The organism is Streptomyces sp. NPDC054813 (genome assembly GCF_053611365.1).
On sequence record NZ_JBSHAF010000001.1, the window covers coordinates 453,343 to 470,345 of the forward strand.

The 17,003-nt window shown below is 72.4% G+C and carries 15 protein-coding genes; 10 read left to right on the forward strand and 5 right to left on the reverse strand.

Annotated elements, in window-relative coordinates; all coding sequences use genetic code 11:
• Window positions 1-69: 69 nt before the first annotated feature.
• Together ligD and ACWGJB_RS02035 are read right to left on the reverse strand one after the other, a co-directional pair.
• Window positions 70-1,089 (reverse strand): non-homologous end-joining DNA ligase, encoded by a 1,020-nt coding sequence (gene ligD, locus ACWGJB_RS02030; protein ID WP_453378333.1) that lies wholly within the window; start codon window positions 1,087-1,089, stop codon window positions 70-72.
• 111 nt (window positions 1,090-1,200) lie between these two features.
• Entirely contained in the window at window positions 1,201-1,758 is a 558-nt protein-coding gene (locus ACWGJB_RS02035) for a hypothetical protein (protein ID WP_453378334.1), read from the reverse strand.
• A gap of 154 nt (window positions 1,759-1,912) precedes the next feature.
• Between ACWGJB_RS02035 and ACWGJB_RS02040 the strand changes: the two genes are divergently transcribed.
• Both ACWGJB_RS02040 and ACWGJB_RS02045 read left to right on the forward strand, forming a co-directional pair.
• The gene (locus tag ACWGJB_RS02040) at window positions 1,913-2,977 is read left to right on the forward strand and encodes an ATP-dependent DNA ligase (RefSeq protein ID WP_453378335.1); all 1,065 of its coding nucleotides are present in this window, start codon (window positions 1,913-1,915) and stop codon (window positions 2,975-2,977) included.
• Window positions 2,978-3,099: 122 nt separating this feature from the next.
• Window positions 3,100-4,074, forward strand: coding sequence for a DUF3048 domain-containing protein (locus tag ACWGJB_RS02045; RefSeq protein WP_453378336.1), 975 nt, complete (start codon window positions 3,100-3,102; stop codon window positions 4,072-4,074).
• On the opposite strand, the gene ACWGJB_RS02050 is transcribed toward ACWGJB_RS02045, so the two are convergent.
• Entirely contained in the window at window positions 4,071-4,535 is a 465-nt protein-coding gene (locus ACWGJB_RS02050) for a MarR family winged helix-turn-helix transcriptional regulator (RefSeq protein WP_453378337.1), read from the reverse strand. The two genes, ACWGJB_RS02045 and ACWGJB_RS02050, sit on opposite strands and share 4 nt — an antisense overlap.
• A 223-nt stretch (window positions 4,536-4,758) precedes the next feature.
• On the opposite strand from ACWGJB_RS02050, the gene pcaH reads away from it, so the two are divergent.
• From pcaH to ACWGJB_RS02075, 5 genes are all read left to right on the forward strand, one after another.
• On the forward strand, window positions 4,759-5,532 hold the full coding sequence (pcaH, locus tag ACWGJB_RS02055; RefSeq protein WP_453378338.1) for a protocatechuate 3,4-dioxygenase subunit beta: 774 nt from the start codon (window positions 4,759-4,761) through the stop codon (window positions 5,530-5,532).
• Between the two features lie 6 nt (window positions 5,533-5,538).
• Window positions 5,539-6,141 (forward strand): protocatechuate 3,4-dioxygenase subunit alpha, encoded by a 603-nt coding sequence (gene pcaG / locus ACWGJB_RS02060; RefSeq protein ID WP_453378339.1) that lies wholly within the window; start codon window positions 5,539-5,541, stop codon window positions 6,139-6,141.
• 5 nt (window positions 6,142-6,146) lie between these two features.
• Window positions 6,147-7,478 carry a 3-carboxy-cis,cis-muconate cycloisomerase gene (pcaB, locus tag ACWGJB_RS02065; RefSeq protein ID WP_453378588.1) on the forward strand — a complete coding sequence of 444 codons (1,332 nt, stop codon included), beginning with the start codon at window positions 6,147-6,149 and terminating at the stop codon, window positions 7,476-7,478.
• On the forward strand, window positions 7,475-8,596 hold the full coding sequence (gene pcaDC / locus ACWGJB_RS02070) for a bifunctional 3-oxoadipate enol-lactonase/4-carboxymuconolactone decarboxylase PcaDC (RefSeq protein WP_453378340.1): 1,122 nt from the start codon (window positions 7,475-7,477) through the stop codon (window positions 8,594-8,596). Before pcaB ends, pcaDC begins: the two co-directional genes overlap by 4 nt.
• 64 nt (window positions 8,597-8,660) lie before the next feature.
• Window positions 8,661-9,452, forward strand: a complete 792-nt coding sequence (locus ACWGJB_RS02075; protein ID WP_453378341.1) for an SDR family NAD(P)-dependent oxidoreductase — start codon at window positions 8,661-8,663, stop codon at window positions 9,450-9,452.
• Window positions 9,453-9,533: 81 nt separating this feature from the next.
• Here ACWGJB_RS02075 and ACWGJB_RS02080 read toward each other — a convergent pair whose 3' ends face one another.
• Window positions 9,534-12,215: an ATP-binding protein gene (locus ACWGJB_RS02080; protein WP_453378342.1), complete on the reverse strand. Its 2,682-nt coding sequence runs from the start codon at window positions 12,213-12,215 to the stop codon at window positions 9,534-9,536.
• A 181-nt stretch (window positions 12,216-12,396) separates the two neighbouring features.
• Here ACWGJB_RS02080 and ACWGJB_RS02085 point away from each other — a divergent pair, with 181 nt between their 5' ends.
• The 3 genes from ACWGJB_RS02085 (at window position 12,397) to ACWGJB_RS02095 (ending at window position 16,033) form a co-directional block, all read left to right on the forward strand.
• Window positions 12,397-13,668, forward strand: a complete 1,272-nt coding sequence (locus ACWGJB_RS02085; protein WP_453378343.1) for an MFS transporter — start codon at window positions 12,397-12,399, stop codon at window positions 13,666-13,668.
• Window positions 13,669-13,671: 3 nt separating this feature from the next.
• The gene (locus ACWGJB_RS02090; RefSeq protein ID WP_453378344.1) at window positions 13,672-14,814 is read left to right on the forward strand and encodes an anhydro-N-acetylmuramic acid kinase; all 1,143 of its coding nucleotides are present in this window, start codon (window positions 13,672-13,674) and stop codon (window positions 14,812-14,814) included.
• A gap of 166 nt (window positions 14,815-14,980) precedes the next feature.
• Window positions 14,981-16,033 carry a DUF2510 domain-containing protein gene (locus tag ACWGJB_RS02095; RefSeq protein WP_453378345.1) on the forward strand — a complete coding sequence of 351 codons (1,053 nt, stop codon included), beginning with the start codon at window positions 14,981-14,983 and terminating at the stop codon, window positions 16,031-16,033.
• Between the two features lie 153 nt (window positions 16,034-16,186).
• On the opposite strand, the gene ACWGJB_RS02100 is transcribed toward ACWGJB_RS02095, so the two are convergent.
• Window positions 16,187-16,801, reverse strand: a complete 615-nt coding sequence (locus ACWGJB_RS02100) for a TetR/AcrR family transcriptional regulator C-terminal ligand-binding domain-containing protein (protein ID WP_453378346.1) — start codon at window positions 16,799-16,801, stop codon at window positions 16,187-16,189.
• Between the last annotated feature and the right edge of the window lie 202 nt (window positions 16,802-17,003).

Below are 17,003 nucleotides of genomic sequence, written 5' to 3' on the forward strand. Positions count from 1 at the left end.
GACGGGAGGGTGGACGGGAGCGCCCGCCGGTCCGCCGGGCCACCGGGGAATCAGCCCCAAGCCCTCGCGTCAGGAGGGCTGTTCGGGCCGTGCGCGGCTCGGCTGGACGCGTTTGGGCTCGCCCGGCATCTTCGGATACTCGGGCGGATACGGCAGGTCGCCGAGACCGTGCTCGTGTTCGTCGCGGCGGGCGAGTTCGAGGAGCGCGTCGAGGGAGTAGGCGTGGTCGTCCATGTCGGCGTGCACATCGCCGACTTCGGCGAAGCGGGCCGGCATCGTGACGAGGTCGAAGTCGCCCGGCTGCACGTCGTCGACCTCCTCCCAGCGCAGGGGCGCGGAGACCGGGGCGTTCGGACGGGGCCGCAGGGAGTAGGCGGAGGCGATGGTGCGGTCCCGGGCGGTCTGGTTGTAGTCGACGAAGATGCGCTCGCCGCGCTCCTCCTTCCACCACTTGATCGTCACCTGGTCCGGCATCCGGCGCTCCAGCTCACGGCCCAGGGCGATCGCCGCGCGCCGCACCTGGGTGAAGGTCCAGCGGGGTTCGATGGGCACGAAGACATGCAGCCCCCGGCCGCCGGAGGTCTTGGGCCAGCCGCGCAGCCCGCCGAACTCCTCGAGGACGGCCCGCAGTTCGTGGGCGGCGCGAACGGCGTCGGCGAAGTCGGTGCCGGGCTGCGGATCGAGGTCGATACGGAGTTCGTCGGGGCTGTCCACGTCGGCGCGGCGCACCGGCCAGGGGTGAAAGGTGAGGGTGCCGTACTGGGCGGCCCACACCACGGCGGCCTCCTCCGTGGGGCACATCTCGTCGGCGGTGCGGCCGCTGGGGAAGGTGATGTGGGCGGTGGGGATCCAGTCGGGCATGCCCTTGGGCGCGCGCTTCTGGTAGAACCACTCGCCCTCGACGCCGTCGGGGTAGCGCTGGAGGGTGGTGGGGCGGTCGCGCAGGGCGCGCAGGATGCCGGGGGCCACGGCCGCGTAGTAGCGGGCGACGTCCAGCTTGGTGAAACCGCGCTCCGGGAAGAACACCTTGTCGGGGCTGGACAGCCGTACGGTCCGGCCGGCCACCTCCAGTTGCACCGCATCACCCATGCGGCCACGGTAGGCGCACCACCTGTCCCGCGCATATCGGCTACGCCCGACCCACACACATCGGCCAGGCCCGGGGCGCGCACATCGGCCAGCCCGGGGCGCGCACATCGGCTAGGCGCGGGGCACGGACCAGGTGACGGCGGGCCTGCGCCGGACGTCGTAGACGATCCGGTCGGGACGGCTGCCCTTGGCCATGCCGAACGTGATCTTCCCGCGCAGACAGCTGCCCGGTCGCACGGTGCCCGCCGAGACGGGATAGGTCGGCGCCGGTACGCCGTATCCCCTGAGCCCGAGCGGCTTGACCTCGGTGCCGTCCTTGAGCCGGAGGGTCCACGGGGACTGCGCGACGATGACGTTGGTGCTGTCGGCGTCGGCGCACGTCTTCACCTCCAGCACGGCCCACTCGGGGTCGGGGAAGTCGGCGAGGTTGGTGGGGAGGTGCACGCCCTTGACGGGCTGGGTGTAACTGACGGCGGTCGTGGTGGCGCTGATGTGACTGCCGTCGCCGTCGATGTCCTTCCAGTGCCGGCCGGAGCCGAGCGTGAGGGCCTTGGTGGCGGCCGACGTGCGGGACGCCGCGGCGCCGGCCGTGTCGGCGCCACCGCCGGTGCAGGCCGTCGCGGTCGCGGCCAGCAGCAGGACAGCGGTGACGGCCGTGCGGATACGCATGAATGTTCCCCCATGGAGCGTGTTACCGAATGAGCATCATGCTGTCTGTGCGGGCGCTGTGCGGACACCGTGTCCAGGTTGTGATCAACAAGCGCCGTTCCGGGGGGGTGCACGCGACGAGCGCGGTCCGGGGTCCGCTCGTAGAGTCGTGGGCATGGATCTGCCGGTGATGCCACCCGTGAAGCCGATGCTCGCCAAGTCGGTGGCGTCGATCCCGCCGGACATGCAGTACGAGGCGAAGTGGGACGGCTTTCGCGCGATCGTGTTCCGGGACGGCCCCGAGGTGGAGCTCGGCAGCCGTACCGGAAAGCCGTTGACCAGGTACTTTCCCGAGCTGGTGGCGGCGCTGACGGAGCGGGTGCCCGAGCGGTGCGTGCTGGACGGGGAGATCGTGATCGCGCGGGAGGGCCGGCTGGACTTCGACGCGCTGACCGAGCGGATCCATCCGGCGGACTCCCGGGTGCGCACCCTGGCGGAGCGGACGCCCGCCTCCTTCGTCGCCTTCGACCTGCTGGCGCTGGCCGACGAGTCCCTGCTGGACGTTCCGCTGACCGACCGCCGCGCCCTGCTCACCACGGCGCTGGCCGGGGTCACCCCGCCCGTGCACCTGGCGCCGGCGACGACCGATGTGGACGTGGCCCGGCAGTGGTTCGAGCAGTACGAGGGCGCCGGCCTCGACGGGGTCATCGCCAAGCCGCTCACCCTGCGCTATCTCCAGGACGAGCGCGCCATGTTCAAGGTGAAGCACGAGCGGACCGCCGACGTCGTGGTGGCGGGCTACCGCCTGCACAAGAGCGGCCCGGTGGTCGGCTCGCTGCTGCTGGGCCTGTACGACGACCGGGGCGCCCTCCAGCATGTGGGCGTCTCGGCCGCGTTCCCGATGAAGCGGCGGGCCGAGCTGATCGAGGAACTGGCGCCGCTGCGCATGGACGACGCCTCCGGGCACCCCTGGGCGGCCTGGGCGGAGGAGGCCGCCCACGAGTCGGCCCGGCTGCCCGGCGCGCCGAGCCGCTGGTCGGGCAAGAAGGACCTGTCCTGGGTGCCGCTGCGGCCCGAGCGGGTGGCCGAGGTGGCGTACGACCACATGGAGAACGGCGCCCGCTTCCGCCACACGGCCCGCTTCCGCCGCTGGCGCCCGGACCGCACACCGGACAGCTGCACCTACGCCCAGCTGGAGGAACCGGTGCAGTACGACCTCTCGGAGATCCTGGGGTCATAGCCCCAACACCCCTCCCCCCGGGCGGGTCACCCGGCGGTGCGTGATCGGTTTCGACCGGGTATGGCCACCGGTGAGCCGATGAGCACACAATCAAGGGGACGAACGGGGTGGCAACGGTGGGCATGCGACACAGGGCGCCGACGCGCCGGACCGCGCTGACGGCCGCACTGGCCGCGGCCGTGCTGACGGCCTCCCTCACGGCCGGCTGCAACCGGCACGGCCCCTCGGACGACGGCCGGGCTCCGCACGACAGCCAGGCACCGGACGGGCAGCACACCGCCGGCACCGGCTCCGTACTGGCCGTGAAGATCGACAACGTCGCCGCGGCCCGCCCGCAGACCGGACTGGACTCGGCGGACGTGGTGTACGCGGAGCAGGTGGAGGGCGGGCTCAGCCGCCTGATGGCGGTGTACGCCACCAAGCTCCCCGAGGTCATCGGCCCGGTGCGCAGCGCTCGCGAGTCCGATCTGGAACTGCTGCGCCAGTTCGACCGGCCGACGCTCGCCTTCTCCGGTGCCCAGCGCAAGCTGCTCCCGCTGATCGACCAGGCACCGCTGCGGCCGAAGACCCCCGACGCGGCGTCCGACGCCTACTACCGGGGCAGCGACAAGCCGGCCCCGCACAACCTGTATCTCCGCCCGGCGAAACTGATGGCCGGCGTACCCGGCAAGGCGGCGCTCACCACCGGCTTCCGCTACGGCCCGGCCCCGGCCGGCGGCACGGCCACCGCCACCCGCACCGTGCGGTATCCGGCGGCCCACTTCACCTTCACCTGGTCTGCCGGCGAGAAGCGTTGGCTGGTGTCGATGGACGGCACCCCGGCCCGGACCACGGCCGGGAAACGGGTGGCGGCCGCGACGCTCGTGGTGCAACACGTGCGGGTACGCACGTCCACGTTTCACGACGTGCTCGGCAACTACACGCCGTTCACCGAGACGGTGGGGACGGGGAAGGCCGAAGTGCTGCGAGACGGGCGGTCGTTCGAGGCCACCTGGACACGGCGGGAGGCCGACGACGGTACGACGTTCACCGGGGCGGACGGCCGTCCGGTGGACTTCGCCGAGGGGCAGGTCTGGGTGGTGTTCGCGAAGTCCTAGGCCTGCGGGACGAGGGGCTCCGCGGGATTGCGCAGCCCCTCCGCCGCGTCCGAGACCCGGCGGATCAGATCGAAGAACTGGGTCTGCTCCTCGGCCGAGAGGGGGGCCAGGAACACCTGGTTCATCCGGGCGGTGCGCACGGCGAGCTTGCGGTGGGTGCGCAGCCCGTCGTCGGTGAGGCGCAGCAGAGAGCGGCGGCCGTCCTGCGGGTCGCGCACCTTGTCGACCAGCCCGCGCCGGCCGAGCCGGCTGATGACCTCCGCGATGGTCGACCGGTCCAGACCCACCCGCTCCCCCACCGTGCGCTGGTCCAGTCCCGGCTCGGCGACGAGCGTGTTCAGGACGGCGAACTGCGGCGAGGTGATCTCCTCCGAGACCATCGTGTTCCACAGCAGGTAGTGGGCCTGCTGAAGCCGCCGGGCCAGGTGCCCGGGGTGGGTGGTGAGGTCCACCGCGGCCATATGCGCCCCCAAGGTCCGAATTGGTTGGTGCACTGAACAATACTCGTAGTCACCACATCCCGTCCGTACACCCGTCTGCCATTACCCGAGGCCTTGACGGGCGACGGCGCCAGTGGCAGCGTGAAGGGGATCTCGCTGAAATACTCAGTGCCCTGACTAATTCCTTGATCGAGATGGGGCTTCGCGGATGGACAAGGTGGGGCGCTTCACTTAAGGACTTCTCATGACTCTCACGCAGGCCGACATCGACGTCGAAATCGCCGCCGAACACTCCGCCTACGAAAAACGGGTGGCCGAAGGCGCCCCCGTCGAACACCACCCCCGTCGGGACTACGCCCCCTACCGTTCCTCCGTCCTCCGGCACCCGAAACAACCGCTGGTCGCCATCGACACCAGCAAGGATCCGGAGCTGGTGGAGCTGCACTCCCCCGCGTTCGGGGAGCGGGACATCACCGGGATAGACAATGACCTGACCCGGCAGCACGCCGGTGAGCCCATCGGTGAGCGGATCACCGTCTCCGGGCGGCTGCTGGACCGGGACGGCCGGCCGATCCGGGGCCAGCTGATCGAGATCTGGCAGGCCAACTCGGCGGGGCGCTACGCCCACCAGCGCGAGCAGCACGATGCCCCGCTCGACCCGAACTTCACGGGTGTCGGTCGTACGATCACCGACGCCGACGGCGGCTACCGCTTCACCACCGTCCAGCCGGGCCCCTACCCCTGGCGCAACCACCTCAACGCGTGGCGTCCGGCGCACATCCACTTCTCGATGTTCGGCACGGCGTTCACCCAGCGGCTCGTCACGCAGATGTACTTTCCGAGCGACCCGCTGTTCCCGTACGACCCGATCATCCAGTCGGTGACGGACGACGCGGCCCGGCAGCGCCTGGTCGCGACCTACGACCACAGCCTGTCCGTGCCGGAGTTCTCGATGGGCTACCACTGGGACATCGTGCTGGACGGCCCGCACGCCACCTGGCTCGAAGAAGGACGCTGAGCTGTCATGACGAAGATCGACACAAGCAGCCCGGAGCAGGTGCTGCCCACCCCGTCGCACACGGTCGGACCGTTCTACGGCTACGCGCTGCCGTTCCGCGGCGGCGAGGAGATCGCACCCCTCGGCCACCCGGACACGATCACGGTCCACGGGTACATCCTCGACGGCGAGGGCAACCCGCTGCCCGACGCGTTCGTGGAGCTGTGGGGTGCGGACCCCGAAGGGAACGTCTCCACCACCGACGGCTCGCTTCGCCGCGACCCGGCGACCGGTGACCACCTCGGCCGCAACGGCGTGGAGTTCACCGGCTGGGGCCGGATCCAGACGGACGCCGACGGGCACTGGTACGCGCGGACGCTCCGGCCGGGTGCCCGCGGCGACAGCGCGCCCTATCTCAGCGTGTGCGTCTTCGCCCGCGGGCTGCTCACGCACCTGTTCACCCGGATCTATCTGCCCGGCGACGACACCGCGCTCGGCGCCGACCCGCTGCTCACCCGGGTGGGCGAGCGACGCGACACACTGATCGCGGGCGACGAGGGCCGGGGGACCTACCGTTTCGACATCCGCCTTCAGGGCGAGGGCGAGACGGTCTTCCTGGAGTTCCGGTGACGACAGTGGGTTACGGCGGCGGTGACGCCGGGCTGCTCGGTCCCGGATGGGCCGGGTCCGCCGCCGCGTCCGCGACCGCAGACGCAGCCTGGCTGCGGGCGCTCCTTGACGCGGAGGCGGCCCTCACCCGCGCCCAGGCCGCCCTGGAGCTGGCCCCGGCCGAAGCCGCGGCGGCCGTGACGGAGGCGGCCGACACCGGCCGCTTCGACGTCGGGTCGCTCGCGGAGCGCGCCCGTGCCGGCGGCAACCCGGTCATCCCGCTGGTCGCCGATCTGACGAAGGCGGTCGGCACGGAGTACGGGCCCTATGTACACCGGGGCGCCACCAGCCAGGACATCATGGACACGGCGACGATGCTGGTCGCCGCCCGCACCCTGGACCTGGTCCTCGCCGACCTCGGGCGAACCGAGCAGGCGCTGGCCCGGACGGCCGCCGAGCACCGTGACACGCCGATGCCGGGCCGTACGCTCACGCAGCACGCCGTACCGACGACCTTCGGGCTGAAGGCGGCCGGCTGGCGTTCGCTGGTCCTGGACGCCCGGGACCGCATGGAGCGGGTCCGGGAGTCACTGCCCGTGCAACTCGGCGGCGCGGCGGGCACGTTGGCGGCCTTCGGAGCGTACGGCACGGAACCCGTCGAAGAGCTGCCTGCGGCGTACGCACGTGAACTCCGGCTCGCCGTCCCGCTGTTGCCGTGGCACACGCTGCGTACGCCGGTCGCCGATCTCGCCGGATGCCTCGCCGCCACGGCCGGCGCACTCGGCAAGGTCGCCGTGGATGTGCTCACGCTGTCCCGTACCGAGATCGGTGAGCTCTCCGAGGGCAGCGGGGGCGGTTCGTCGGCGATGCCGCACAAGGCGAACCCCGTGCGGTCCACGCTCGTCGCGGCCGCCGCCCGGCGGGCCCCGCAGCTCGCGGCCGTCCTGTACGGCTCCCTGGTCGCGGAGGACGAGCGGCCGGCCGGTGCCTGGCACGCCGAGTGGGAGCCGTTGCGGGATCTGCTGCGCGCCGTCGGGGGCGCGGCCCGGGACACCGCGGAGCTGACGGAGGGGCTGCGCGTGCACCCGGAGGCGATGCGCCGGAACCTGGATCTCACCCGTGGGCTGATCGTCTCCGAGCGGCTGTCCGCCGCGCTGGCCCCCGTGCTCGGCCGGGCCCGCGCGAAGGAGCTGCTCACCGAACTCGCCCGCCGTACCCACGCCGAGCAGCGCCCGCTGCGTGAACTCCTCGCCGAGGAGCCCGAACTGAAGGACATCGACCTCGACGACCTGACCGACCCGGCCCGCTACACCGGATCCGCCGGCGCCCTCACCGACCGTGCACTGGAGCGACGTTGACCGAGAACCTCCTCAACCACCGTGCCGAAGGTCCCACTTCCGCTCCCCCGCTTCTGCTCGGGCCGTCGCTCGGCACCTCGTACGCCCTGTGGGACGCGGTGGCGCCCGAACTGTCGACCGGCCACCGGGTGGTGCGCTGGAACCTGCCGGGGCACGGCGGTTCGGCACCCGGTCTGATCAAGGCGGGAGCGACCGTCGGTGACCTCGCCGACCTGGTGCTCACGCTCGCCGACTCGCTCGGCATCGAGCGGTTCGCGTATGCCGGGGTGTCGCTGGGCGGCGCGGTCGGGCTGCACCTGGCCGTCCACCATCCGGACCGGCTGGAGAGCCTGGGCGTGATCTGCTCCTCCGCCCACTTCAACGGGTCCGGGCCCTGGGAGGAGCGGGCCGAGCGGGTACGCCGGGAGGGCGTGGAGTGGCTCGCGGAGAACGCGGGCAGCCGCTGGTTCACGCCCGGCTTCACCGTGCCGCGCCTGGTCGAGGACCAGCGGACGGTGGACCCGGACGCGTACGCCGCGTGCTGCGACGCGCTGGCCGCCTTCGACCTGCGGGACCGGCTCGGCGAGATCGCCGTACGCACCCTGCTGATCGCGGGCCGTCGGGATCCGGCGACCCCGCCGCCGCATCTGCGGGAGATCGCGGACGCGGTTCCGGCGTCCACGCTGGTCGAGCTGCCGGGCGCCTCGCACCTGGCGCCCGCGCAATGCCCCGAGGCCGTCCTCACCGCGCTCCGCTCACACCTCGACGGCGGCGCCAAGCGGGGCATGGCGGTGCGCCGGGAGGTGCTGGGCGACGCCCACGTCGACCGGGCGCAGGCCCGCCAGACGCCGTTCACGGCGCGCTTCCAGGACTTCATCTCGCGCTACGCCTGGGGCGAGATCTGGACCGACCCCACCCTCTCCCGCCGCGAACGCAGCATGATCACCCTCACCGCGCTGGTCGCGCACGGCCACTACGACGAGCTGGCCATGCATGTGCGGGCCGCCCGGCGCAACGGGCTCACCCCGGAGGAGATCGGCGCGGTACTGCTGCAGACGGCCGTGTACTGCGGGGTCCCGGCGGCGAACTCGGCGTTCGCGACGGCCCAGCGGGTGCTGGCGGAGGAAGAGGAAGGGTGACCCTCGCAGTCGTAGCCCCAGCAGTATCAGGCAACCGGCGGTGGCGCGTGCCTACGCTGGAAGCATGTCCACCATTCTGATCACCGGTGCCACCTCCGGGCTCGGCCGGTACGTCGCCTTCGAGCTGGTCCGCTCGGGCCATGTCGTCCTCGCGCACGGCCGGGATCCGGGCCGTACCGAGGCACTGGTCCAGGAGCTGCGTGCCGAGGGCGACGCGGAGGGCTTCGTCGCGGACCTGGCCTCGCTGGCACAGGTCCGCGAGCTGGGCGCGCGGGTCGCCGAGGCGCGTCCCGACCTGGACGTGCTGATCAACAACGCGGGCGTCGGCGCGGGTACGCCCGGCGCCGGACGCGAGCTGAGCGCCGACGGCCACGAACTGCGGCTGGCCGTCAACTACCTGGCCCCGGTGACCCTGACCCACGCCCTGCTGCCGGTGCTGCGCGCCCGCACCCCGGCCCGGATCGTCAACGTGGGCTCGGCAGGCCAGGAGCCCCTGGACTTCGACGACCCCGAGTTCACCCGCGGCTACCAGGGTTTCGCGGCCTACTGCCGAGCCAAGTTCGCCCTGGCGGCCCACACCTTCACCCTGGCGGAGGAGCTGGCGGGCACGGGGGTCTCGGTGAACGTCCTGCACCCCGCGACTTTCATGGACACGGCGATGGTGCGGGAGGGTGGGGTGGCGCCGTGGAACTCCGTGGCGGACGGTGCCCCAGGGGTATTGGCACTGGCCACCCAGGACCTCGGAACCGGCGGCTACTTCGACGGCACGAGTCCGGCAAGAGCCCACGAGGCGACGTACGACAAGGATGTGCAGAAACGCCTGTCAGCGGTAACTGATCAACTCCTAGCCCTGTAACGCCCCTTCAGGGGCGCGGGGCTGTAGCGATATGTGGCTGCCGCTGCGTGGGCGCGCTCGGCCACAGCCGGCCCGCACCAGTCACCGCAGCCCCCGGCCCGTATCCAGAACCTCCCGCGCCTGAGCGACCAACCCGTCCGCCCCACACGACCGAGCCAACGCCAGCCCCCGGTTCAGCTCGGCCACCGACCGCGCGGCGATCCCGTACTCCACCCGCGCCGCCGCATGCTCGTACTGACACGGCGACGCCTCCAGATAGGCGACCGCCTGCGAGGCGAGCCGCACCTGCCGCTGCCCGGTCTCCAGCGCGGCAGCGCACCTCAGGGCCTCACCGATCGCCGTGTCCGTGCCGAACCGCTCGGCCTGCCGCCGTGCGTCCGCGGTCAGCTGTACCGCCCGCGCCGGGTCCTCGCCCGCGAGGGCCCGGGCGAGGTCGAGCGCCCAGGGCACCACCACCGGATTGAAGTGACCGCGCGCGGCGGCCGCCTTCTCCGCGGCCTCCAGTTCGTTGACGGCCTCCTTCGTCCGGCCGACGGCGAGCAGCAGCCGGCCGCGTACGGACCGCGGGTCCGGCATCACGATCGTGGAGGGGTACGGCGGTGCGAAACCGTACTGCTCGGCCGTCTCCCAGGCCTGCTGTACATGGCCGCGGGCAAGCAGCGTGTCGACCAGGTTGCAGGTGGCGGTCCAGTACAGCGGCAGTCTGCGGCCGACCCGCTCGGCGATCCGCAAGGACTCCCGCAGGGATGTCTCCGCGTCCCGCAGCCGGCCGCGCCTGCGGTGCCCGAGGCCCACATAGGCATGGGCGAGGGCGAGATGGCCGCCGCTCCAGCCGGCGGACTCGTAGGCGCGCAGGGCCTCGTTGTAGAGGCTCTCCGCGCGGTCGAGGCGGTCGGTGTAGACGTAGGCGTTGGCGAGCATCAGCAGCAACTCGATGCCCCACTCGGTGTCGGTCCAGCCGAGTCCGGGAGCGAGCCGGCCGTTGACGAGGGCGCGGTCGCACAGTTCCACGACCTCTTCGGCGCTCTGCCCCTGGATGAGAAGGTCGAAGCCGCGCAGCATCAGCAGGGCGCGCTCGGAGTTGTCCCGGCCGGTGCAGGTGTCGGCGAGCTCGCCGAGGCGTTCGGAGCGGCGCGGGGAGACCGCCTCGCCTGCGATGCCCTCCCACATGAACTGGACGGCCTGGAGCCGGAGTCTGGCGGGGCCCTCCTCGTGCCGGGCGGCCTCCGCCTCGACCGTGCGGACGGCTTCCTCCAGCTGGTCGTTGTGGAGGAGTGCCTGGGAGAGGCGGAAGACGGCGTCGACGCGTTCGGCGCCGCCGAGGCCGGGCATGCCGAGCGCACTCCGCAGATGGCCGATGGTGACCGCGGGCTTGGTGAGCAGGGTGGCGCAGCCCAGTTCGTAGAGCACGCGCGCGTGGACCTCGGGTACGGGCGGTTCCAGCAGGGCGCGTTCGAGACAGCGGCGGGCCGCGTCCGGGGCGCCGACGGCGAGGTGTTCCTTGGCCGCGTCCCGCAGCTGCTGGACAAGTTCCTCGTCGTCGTCCGGATGCACCTTCAGCAGATGGCGGGAGGCCTCGGCGATGCCCCGGCCGTCGTCGATGACTATCTGGGCGGCGATGCCGTGCATGGCGGTGCACATCGCCGGCGGGATGGAGTTGTAGACGGCGCTGGCGATCAGCGGATGGACGAACTCCAGGTCGCCGGTGTGGGAGCGGGAGCCGGCCGGGTCGGGTGTGGTGAGGATACGGGCGCTGCACAGCAGTTCGGCGCAGCGCTCGGCGTCCTCCATGCTCATGGTGGCGAGCTGGGCGACCAGGTCGACGGAGATGCCGGTGCCGAGGATGGCGGCGGCCCAGGCGAACCGGGTGGCGTCGATGCCGAGGCCTTCGAGGCGGGTGACGAGTCCGCCGCCGCGGGCCGACCGGTTGAGCGCGCGCAGTTCGCCGGCCCGGGCCTCGACGGGTTCGACCTCGCTGTCCTGGACCTTGGCGAGGAGCTCGACGGTCTCGTAGGGGTTGCCGCCGGTGACGGCCCAGACCTCGCGGCAGAACGGGGCGTCGGCGTGCGCGCCGAGGGTGGCGAGGGTCAGCCCGGCGGTGGCGTCCGGGGTGAGGGCGCTGAGATTGTGCACGGGGTTCGCGGCCGCGGCGGCCACGGTGTCGAGGTAACGGGCGCTGTCGCCGCTGACCTCGCCGGGGCGGCGGGCGACCAGGACGAGCACGGGGAGGTCGTCGAGGCGCTCCACGAAGGCGGCGAGCCAGGCCAGGGTCTCCTGGTCGGCCCAGTGCGCGTCGTCGATCAGCAGCACCAGCGGCCAGTCGCGTTTGGCCAGCCGGCGGACGGCGGCGACCAGGCCGTCGCAGACGCCCTGCGGGTCGGCCTGGCGCTCGCCCGGGTCGGTGATGCCGAGGGCGGGGCCGGCGATGTCGTACCAGTCGCCGAGGTACTCCCGGGCCTCGGCTGGGAGCAGGGAGACCAGGGCCGGCTGGAGCAGCTGCCGTACCACGTTGAAGGGAACGCTGCGCAGGGTCTCGCCACCGCGGGTGGACCAGACCGTGCAGCCGCGGCGCTGGGCGATCCGGCGGGTCTCGGCCAGCAGCGCGGTCTTGCCGAGTCCGGCCTCACCGCGCAGGACCAGCAGGTTCCCGGGGGTGGACCGGTCGGCGCAGAGGAGGTCGAGCGCCTCGGTGATGGCGGTGATCTCCGCGTCGCGCTCCCAGAGGGGAGCAGAGGAGCCCTCTGGGGGTAGTTCCTCCGTCATCCCGTTACCTCCCCAAGTCGCCCGAACGACGTACAGACCACGAGCGTAGCCGTCCTGTTGGCTGTCCGGAGGCGGGTCCGGGCAGCTGTTGCCGTGACGGGTGACAGCGGGTGTGGCGGGACGACGCATGACGGCCCCGACCTGCCGGTGTCGAGCGAACGGACCGTCAACAGGCGTGGAAATGAAGCTGAGTTTCGAAGATCGGGCAGTACGGGAACGGAATCGTCCCCTCCGGGCGCTGGCGGCGGGCTCGGTGGGCAATTTCATCGAGTGGTACGAGTTCGGCGTCTACGGCTATTTCGCGACGGTCGTCGCCGAGCGGTTCTTCACCCCGGCGGGCGGCAGCGCGGCCGAGGGGCTGGTGCGCACCTATGCCTCGTTCGGGCTGGCGTTCTTCTTCCGTCCGCTGGGCGCGGCCCTGTTCGGCCGGCTGGCCGACCGGCTGGGCCGGCGGCCGGTGCTGATTCTCGTGGTCGCGCTGATGACCGGTGCCACGGCGCTCATCGGCCTGCTGCCGACGTACGCGCAGGCCGGTGCGCTCGCACCCTGGCTGCTGACGCTTCTGAGGGCCGTTCAGGGACTGTCCGCAGGAGGGGAGTTCGGTGGTGCGGTGGCGATACTGACCGAGTTCGCGCCGCCGGGGCGGCGGGGGCTGTACGGGGCGTGGCAGTCGTTCACCGTGGCGCTGGGGCTGCTGGGCGGGGCGGGCCTGGCGGCCGGCCTCGCCTCCGTCCTGACCGAAAATCAACTCGGGTCATGGGGCTGGCGGTTGCCGTTCCTGCTGGCGCTGCCGCTGGGCGCGCTCGCGCTCTGGCTGCGGGTGGGGCTGGACGAGACGCCGGAGTTCCGGGAGCCGGACGTGCGGGCGGTGCGGGTGTCGGCCGGGGCGGTCGCGCTGGCCGTCGGGCGGGTGATGGGCTGGTCGGCGGCCGGGTACACCTTCCTGGTCGTGCTGCCGTCGTACCTCCAGACCGCGCTGCACACCGGCTTCCGTGCGGCCCTGCTGGCGACCGTGCTGGCGAACCTGGGTTTCGCGGCGGCGATCCTCCCGGCGGGGCTGCTCAGCGACCGGGTCGGGCGGCGGCCGGTGATGCTGACGGGCGCCGGTCTCGTGGTCGTGCTCGCCCTGCCGCTGCTCGACCTCCTCCAGGACGGTGGGGTGTCCGCCGGGGTGAAGGGCGCGGCCCTGTGCGGTGCCGGCGCGGTGGTGGGGCTGATGGCCGGACCGGGGCCCGCGCTGCTGGCCGAGATGTTCCCGGCGCGCGCCCGCTGCACGGGCCTGGGACTCGCCTACGCCCTGTCCAATGCCGTGTTCTCGGGCTGTGCGGGCCTCATCATCACGGAGGCGGTGAAGCGCACCGGGAACCTGGACGTTCCCGGCTACTACGCGGCGGCGGCCTGCGCGGTCAGCGTGCTGGCGCTGGCGCGGTCACGGGAGACGAAGGCGGGCTGAGCGGTGCTGGTGATCGGTCTGATGTCCGGGACGTCGTACGACGCGGTCGACGCGGCCGCCGCCGAGCTGCGCCTGGCCGGCGACACACTGCTCCTGAAGCCGCTGGGGCTGGTGAGCACGCCGTACGACGACGAGCTGCGCGAGGCTCTCGCGGGCGCGCTGCCGCCGGCCGCCGTACCGCTCGCGCGGGTGTGTCTGCTGGACACCCGGATCGGGCAGGCGTTCGCGGCGGCGGCGGTCCGGGCGAACCGTGAACTGTGCGGCGGACGGGCCGAGTTGGTGGCCTCGCACGGGCAGACGGTCTTCCACTGGGTGGCCGACGGCCGGGTGCACGGGACGTTGCAGCTCGGGCAGCCGGCCTGGATCGCGGAGGCGACGGGGCTGCCGGTGGTCGCCGACTTCCGCCCCCGGGACGTGGCCGCCGGGGGCCAGGGCGCGCCCCTGGTGAGCCTGGTCGACCTGCTGTGGCTGCGCGGCCGGCCGGGCACGCCTGTGGCGCTGAACATCGGGGGGATCGCCAACCTCACCGCGCCGGACGGCACGGCCTTCGACACCGGGCCGGGGTGCGCGCTGATGGACGCCGCGGCCCGGGAGTTCACCGGCGGCCGGCTGACGTACGACGTGGACGGGGCGCTGGCGGCGTGCGGCCGGCCGCACGGCCCCCTGCTGGACCGGTTGCTGGCGGACCCGTACTACGCGCTGCCCGCGCCGAAGACGACCGGCAAGGAGCTGTTCCACGCCGGGTACTGGCGGGTACCGGAGGACCTGTCGGCCGAGGACGCGCTGGCGACGCTCACTGAACTGACGGCCCGGACGGTGGCGGACGCGGTACGCGGCGTGGGGGCCACGGAGGTGATCGCCTCGGGCGGCGGCACCCGCAACCCGGTGCTGATGCGGCTGCTCCGCGCCCTGCTCCCGAAGACCCCCGTCCGCGCCTCGGACGAACTCGGTCTGCCCTCGGCGGCGAAGGAGGCCTACGCCTTCGCGGTCCTCGGTTTCCTCACCGCACACGGCCTCCCGGGCACCGCCCCGACCGCCACCGGCGCCCGCCATCCGAGCGTCCTGGGCTCCCTGACCCCGGGACGGCACGGTCTGCGGCTGCCACCGCAGGCCCCGAACCCGCCGGTACGGCTGCGGATCGAGTGAAGTCCGACGGCTCGGTACGGCGGCTCTGTTGCGGGTGGAACGAAATGCGCGGGGGTCGGTACGGCGGCTCGGCTGCGGGTCGAACGGAATGCGTGCGGGTCGGGATATCCGAAAGTCGCCGGATCCTCTCATCCGACTTTCACCGATGCCTCATACGGTGGGGGGCATGACGCAGGTGACTCCCCCCGGGTGGTACCCCGACCCCGGGCAGACAAGTGACGGTCCGGCCACTGAGCGCTGGTGGGACGGCAAGGCGTGGACGGAGCAGACCCGCCCCGCCGGGTCGGGTGCCGACTGGGGTCCCCCGACGCAATCGCCGGCCGACGGGGCCTACCCGGCCTATCCGGAGCATCCGGGGTATCCGGGATATCCGGCGCCGCCGCCCACCGGGAAGCGCGGGCTGCGCACCGGGGTGGCCGTCGGCGTTGCCGTGGCGGTCCTCGCCGCCATCGGGGTGGGCGCCTGGGCGCTCACCGCGAACGGCAGTGACAGCGGCGGTGGACAGGCCTCGCAGCAGGGCTCGGGCGGCCAGGGCGGCGGTTCCGGCCAGGGCGGCCCCGAGGGGCAGAACGGCGGGCAGGGCTTCCCGTTCGGCGGGTCGGGCGGCTCGGGCTCCGGCGGCGGCTCGGGCTCGGGCGGTTCCGATGGCGGCGCGTCGCCGTCGCCCGGCCAGTCCGAGGCTCCGAAGGTCCAGGGCGGCGGAACGGTGTCGGACTCCATCAACGCCATCGGCATCCCGGTGCCGAAGGGCTGGACCGGGCAGGCGATCAACGTCGGCGCCCAGATCACGTCCGACAACTCCTACAAATGCCCCGGCGACACCTCCCAGACCTGCACCGCCGGCGGCGCCTACTCGGCGCCGGCGCTGGTGCTGGGCACCAAGGGCGACACCGCCGAGGAGGTCGCCAAGGCGGACATCTCGGCCAACGCCACGGAGTCGTACGGCGGCAAGACCTACGGCTCGATCACCTCGCACGAGGTGCTCGCCTCCAAGGCCGTCACCGTGGCCGGGCAGAAGGGCTATCTGGTCCGCTGGAAGGCGGTGACCAGCAAGGGCGCCGACGGTTATGTCGAGTCGCTGGCTTTCCCCTCGCCCTCCAGCGCCCAGCAGATCGTGGTGGTCCGGTTCGGTGTCGACGTCGGTCAGAGCCAGTCCGTGATCGACACGATCACCAAGGGCATCAAGGTGTCCTCCGGCGGCGACGGCCAGACCGTCTGACCCGCCCCCGCCCCGGAACGCCGATCGGCCGGGTGGAGCGCCCCTCCGCTCAAAGGGGAGCCCCACCCGGCCGGGGGGTGCGCGCCGCCCCCGTCCCCACGGTGCGGCGCGAGCAGGTCACCGTCCAGTCATCCCGTGGACGGCGGCCTGGGTCTAGGTCAGTCCGAGTGCGGGCAGCACCACTGCCTCCACGAAACGGACGAGATAGTCGGCGTCGGCGTACTCGCCGGTGAGCACGGGCCGTACCCGCAGGACGCCGAACATCATGGCGGGCACGTAGTCCAGCGCGGGGTGACCCTCGGGCACCTCGCCGCGCTCGACACCCCGGTCCAGGATCTCCTGGAGCGCGGCGATCTCGGGTTCGACCAGCGCCTCGCGCAGTGCCTGCGCCAGTTCCACGTCCGAGTGGAGCGCGTGGCTCAGCGCCGAGAGCAGCTTGGTGTCCTTGCGGGTCCAGGCGCCCGCGGCCCGCGCGACCTCGCGCAGGTCCTCGGCGAGCGACCCGGTGTCGACGCCGCCGAAGCGTACCTCGCGGCTGGCCCGCAGCGCGGCCGCGACGAACTGCGGCTTGGTCTTCCACTGCCGGTAGAGCGTGGACTTGCTGCACCGGGTGCTGGAGGCGACCCCTTCCATGGTCACGGAGTCGTAGCCGCATTCGCGGATCTGTTCGAGCACGGCATCGAAGAACTCCCGCTCACGCTCCGGCGTGATCTTGGAGCGGCGCGAGGCGGCGACCGTCTCCGGTCCGTCCGCGGCCTGCGACGTCATGTGCCCTACTCCTCACTCGCGCATCACTTGCGGATCATCTGGTCCCCGCCCCCCGTTCGGTCCGGGCGGAAACCTACAACCAGTGTGGCCTACGTCTATCGATACGGCACTGTACCGGTACACGGCCGTATCGGTACAGTGCCGTATCGGTACACTCACGTATCGGTACGCTTTCGTATCGATGAGTATCGGTGAGTTCGGG

What these genes read in the sequence shown, in the direction of transcription:
- ACWGJB_RS02095 (WP_453378345.1), top strand. Translation starts at nt 14,981, where the DNA reads ATGACGCAGGTGACTCCCCCCGGGTGGTACCCCGACCCCGGGCAGACA.
- ACWGJB_RS02085 (WP_453378343.1), top strand. Translation starts at nt 12,397, where the DNA reads ATGAAGCTGAGTTTCGAAGATCGGGCAGTACGGGAACGGAATCGTCCC.
- ACWGJB_RS02100 (WP_453378346.1), bottom strand. Translation starts at nt 16,801, where the DNA reads ATGACGTCGCAGGCCGCGGACGGACCGGAGACGGTCGCCGCCTCGCGC.
- pcaH (WP_453378338.1), top strand. Translation starts at nt 4,759, where the DNA reads ATGACTCTCACGCAGGCCGACATCGACGTCGAAATCGCCGCCGAACAC.
- ACWGJB_RS02035 (WP_453378334.1), bottom strand. Translation starts at nt 1,758, where the DNA reads ATGCGTATCCGCACGGCCGTCACCGCTGTCCTGCTGCTGGCCGCGACC.
- ACWGJB_RS02040 (WP_453378335.1), top strand. Translation starts at nt 1,913, where the DNA reads ATGGATCTGCCGGTGATGCCACCCGTGAAGCCGATGCTCGCCAAGTCG.
- ACWGJB_RS02075 (WP_453378341.1), top strand. Translation starts at nt 8,661, where the DNA reads ATGTCCACCATTCTGATCACCGGTGCCACCTCCGGGCTCGGCCGGTAC.
- ligD (WP_453378333.1), bottom strand. Translation starts at nt 1,089, where the DNA reads ATGGGTGATGCGGTGCAACTGGAGGTGGCCGGCCGGACCGTACGGCTG.
- ACWGJB_RS02080 (WP_453378342.1), bottom strand. Translation starts at nt 12,215, where the DNA reads ATGACGGAGGAACTACCCCCAGAGGGCTCCTCTGCTCCCCTCTGGGAG.
- pcaG (WP_453378339.1), top strand. Translation starts at nt 5,539, where the DNA reads ATGACGAAGATCGACACAAGCAGCCCGGAGCAGGTGCTGCCCACCCCG.
- ACWGJB_RS02050 (WP_453378337.1), bottom strand. Translation starts at nt 4,535, where the DNA reads ATGGCCGCGGTGGACCTCACCACCCACCCCGGGCACCTGGCCCGGCGG.
- ACWGJB_RS02045 (WP_453378336.1), top strand. Translation starts at nt 3,100, where the DNA reads ATGCGACACAGGGCGCCGACGCGCCGGACCGCGCTGACGGCCGCACTG.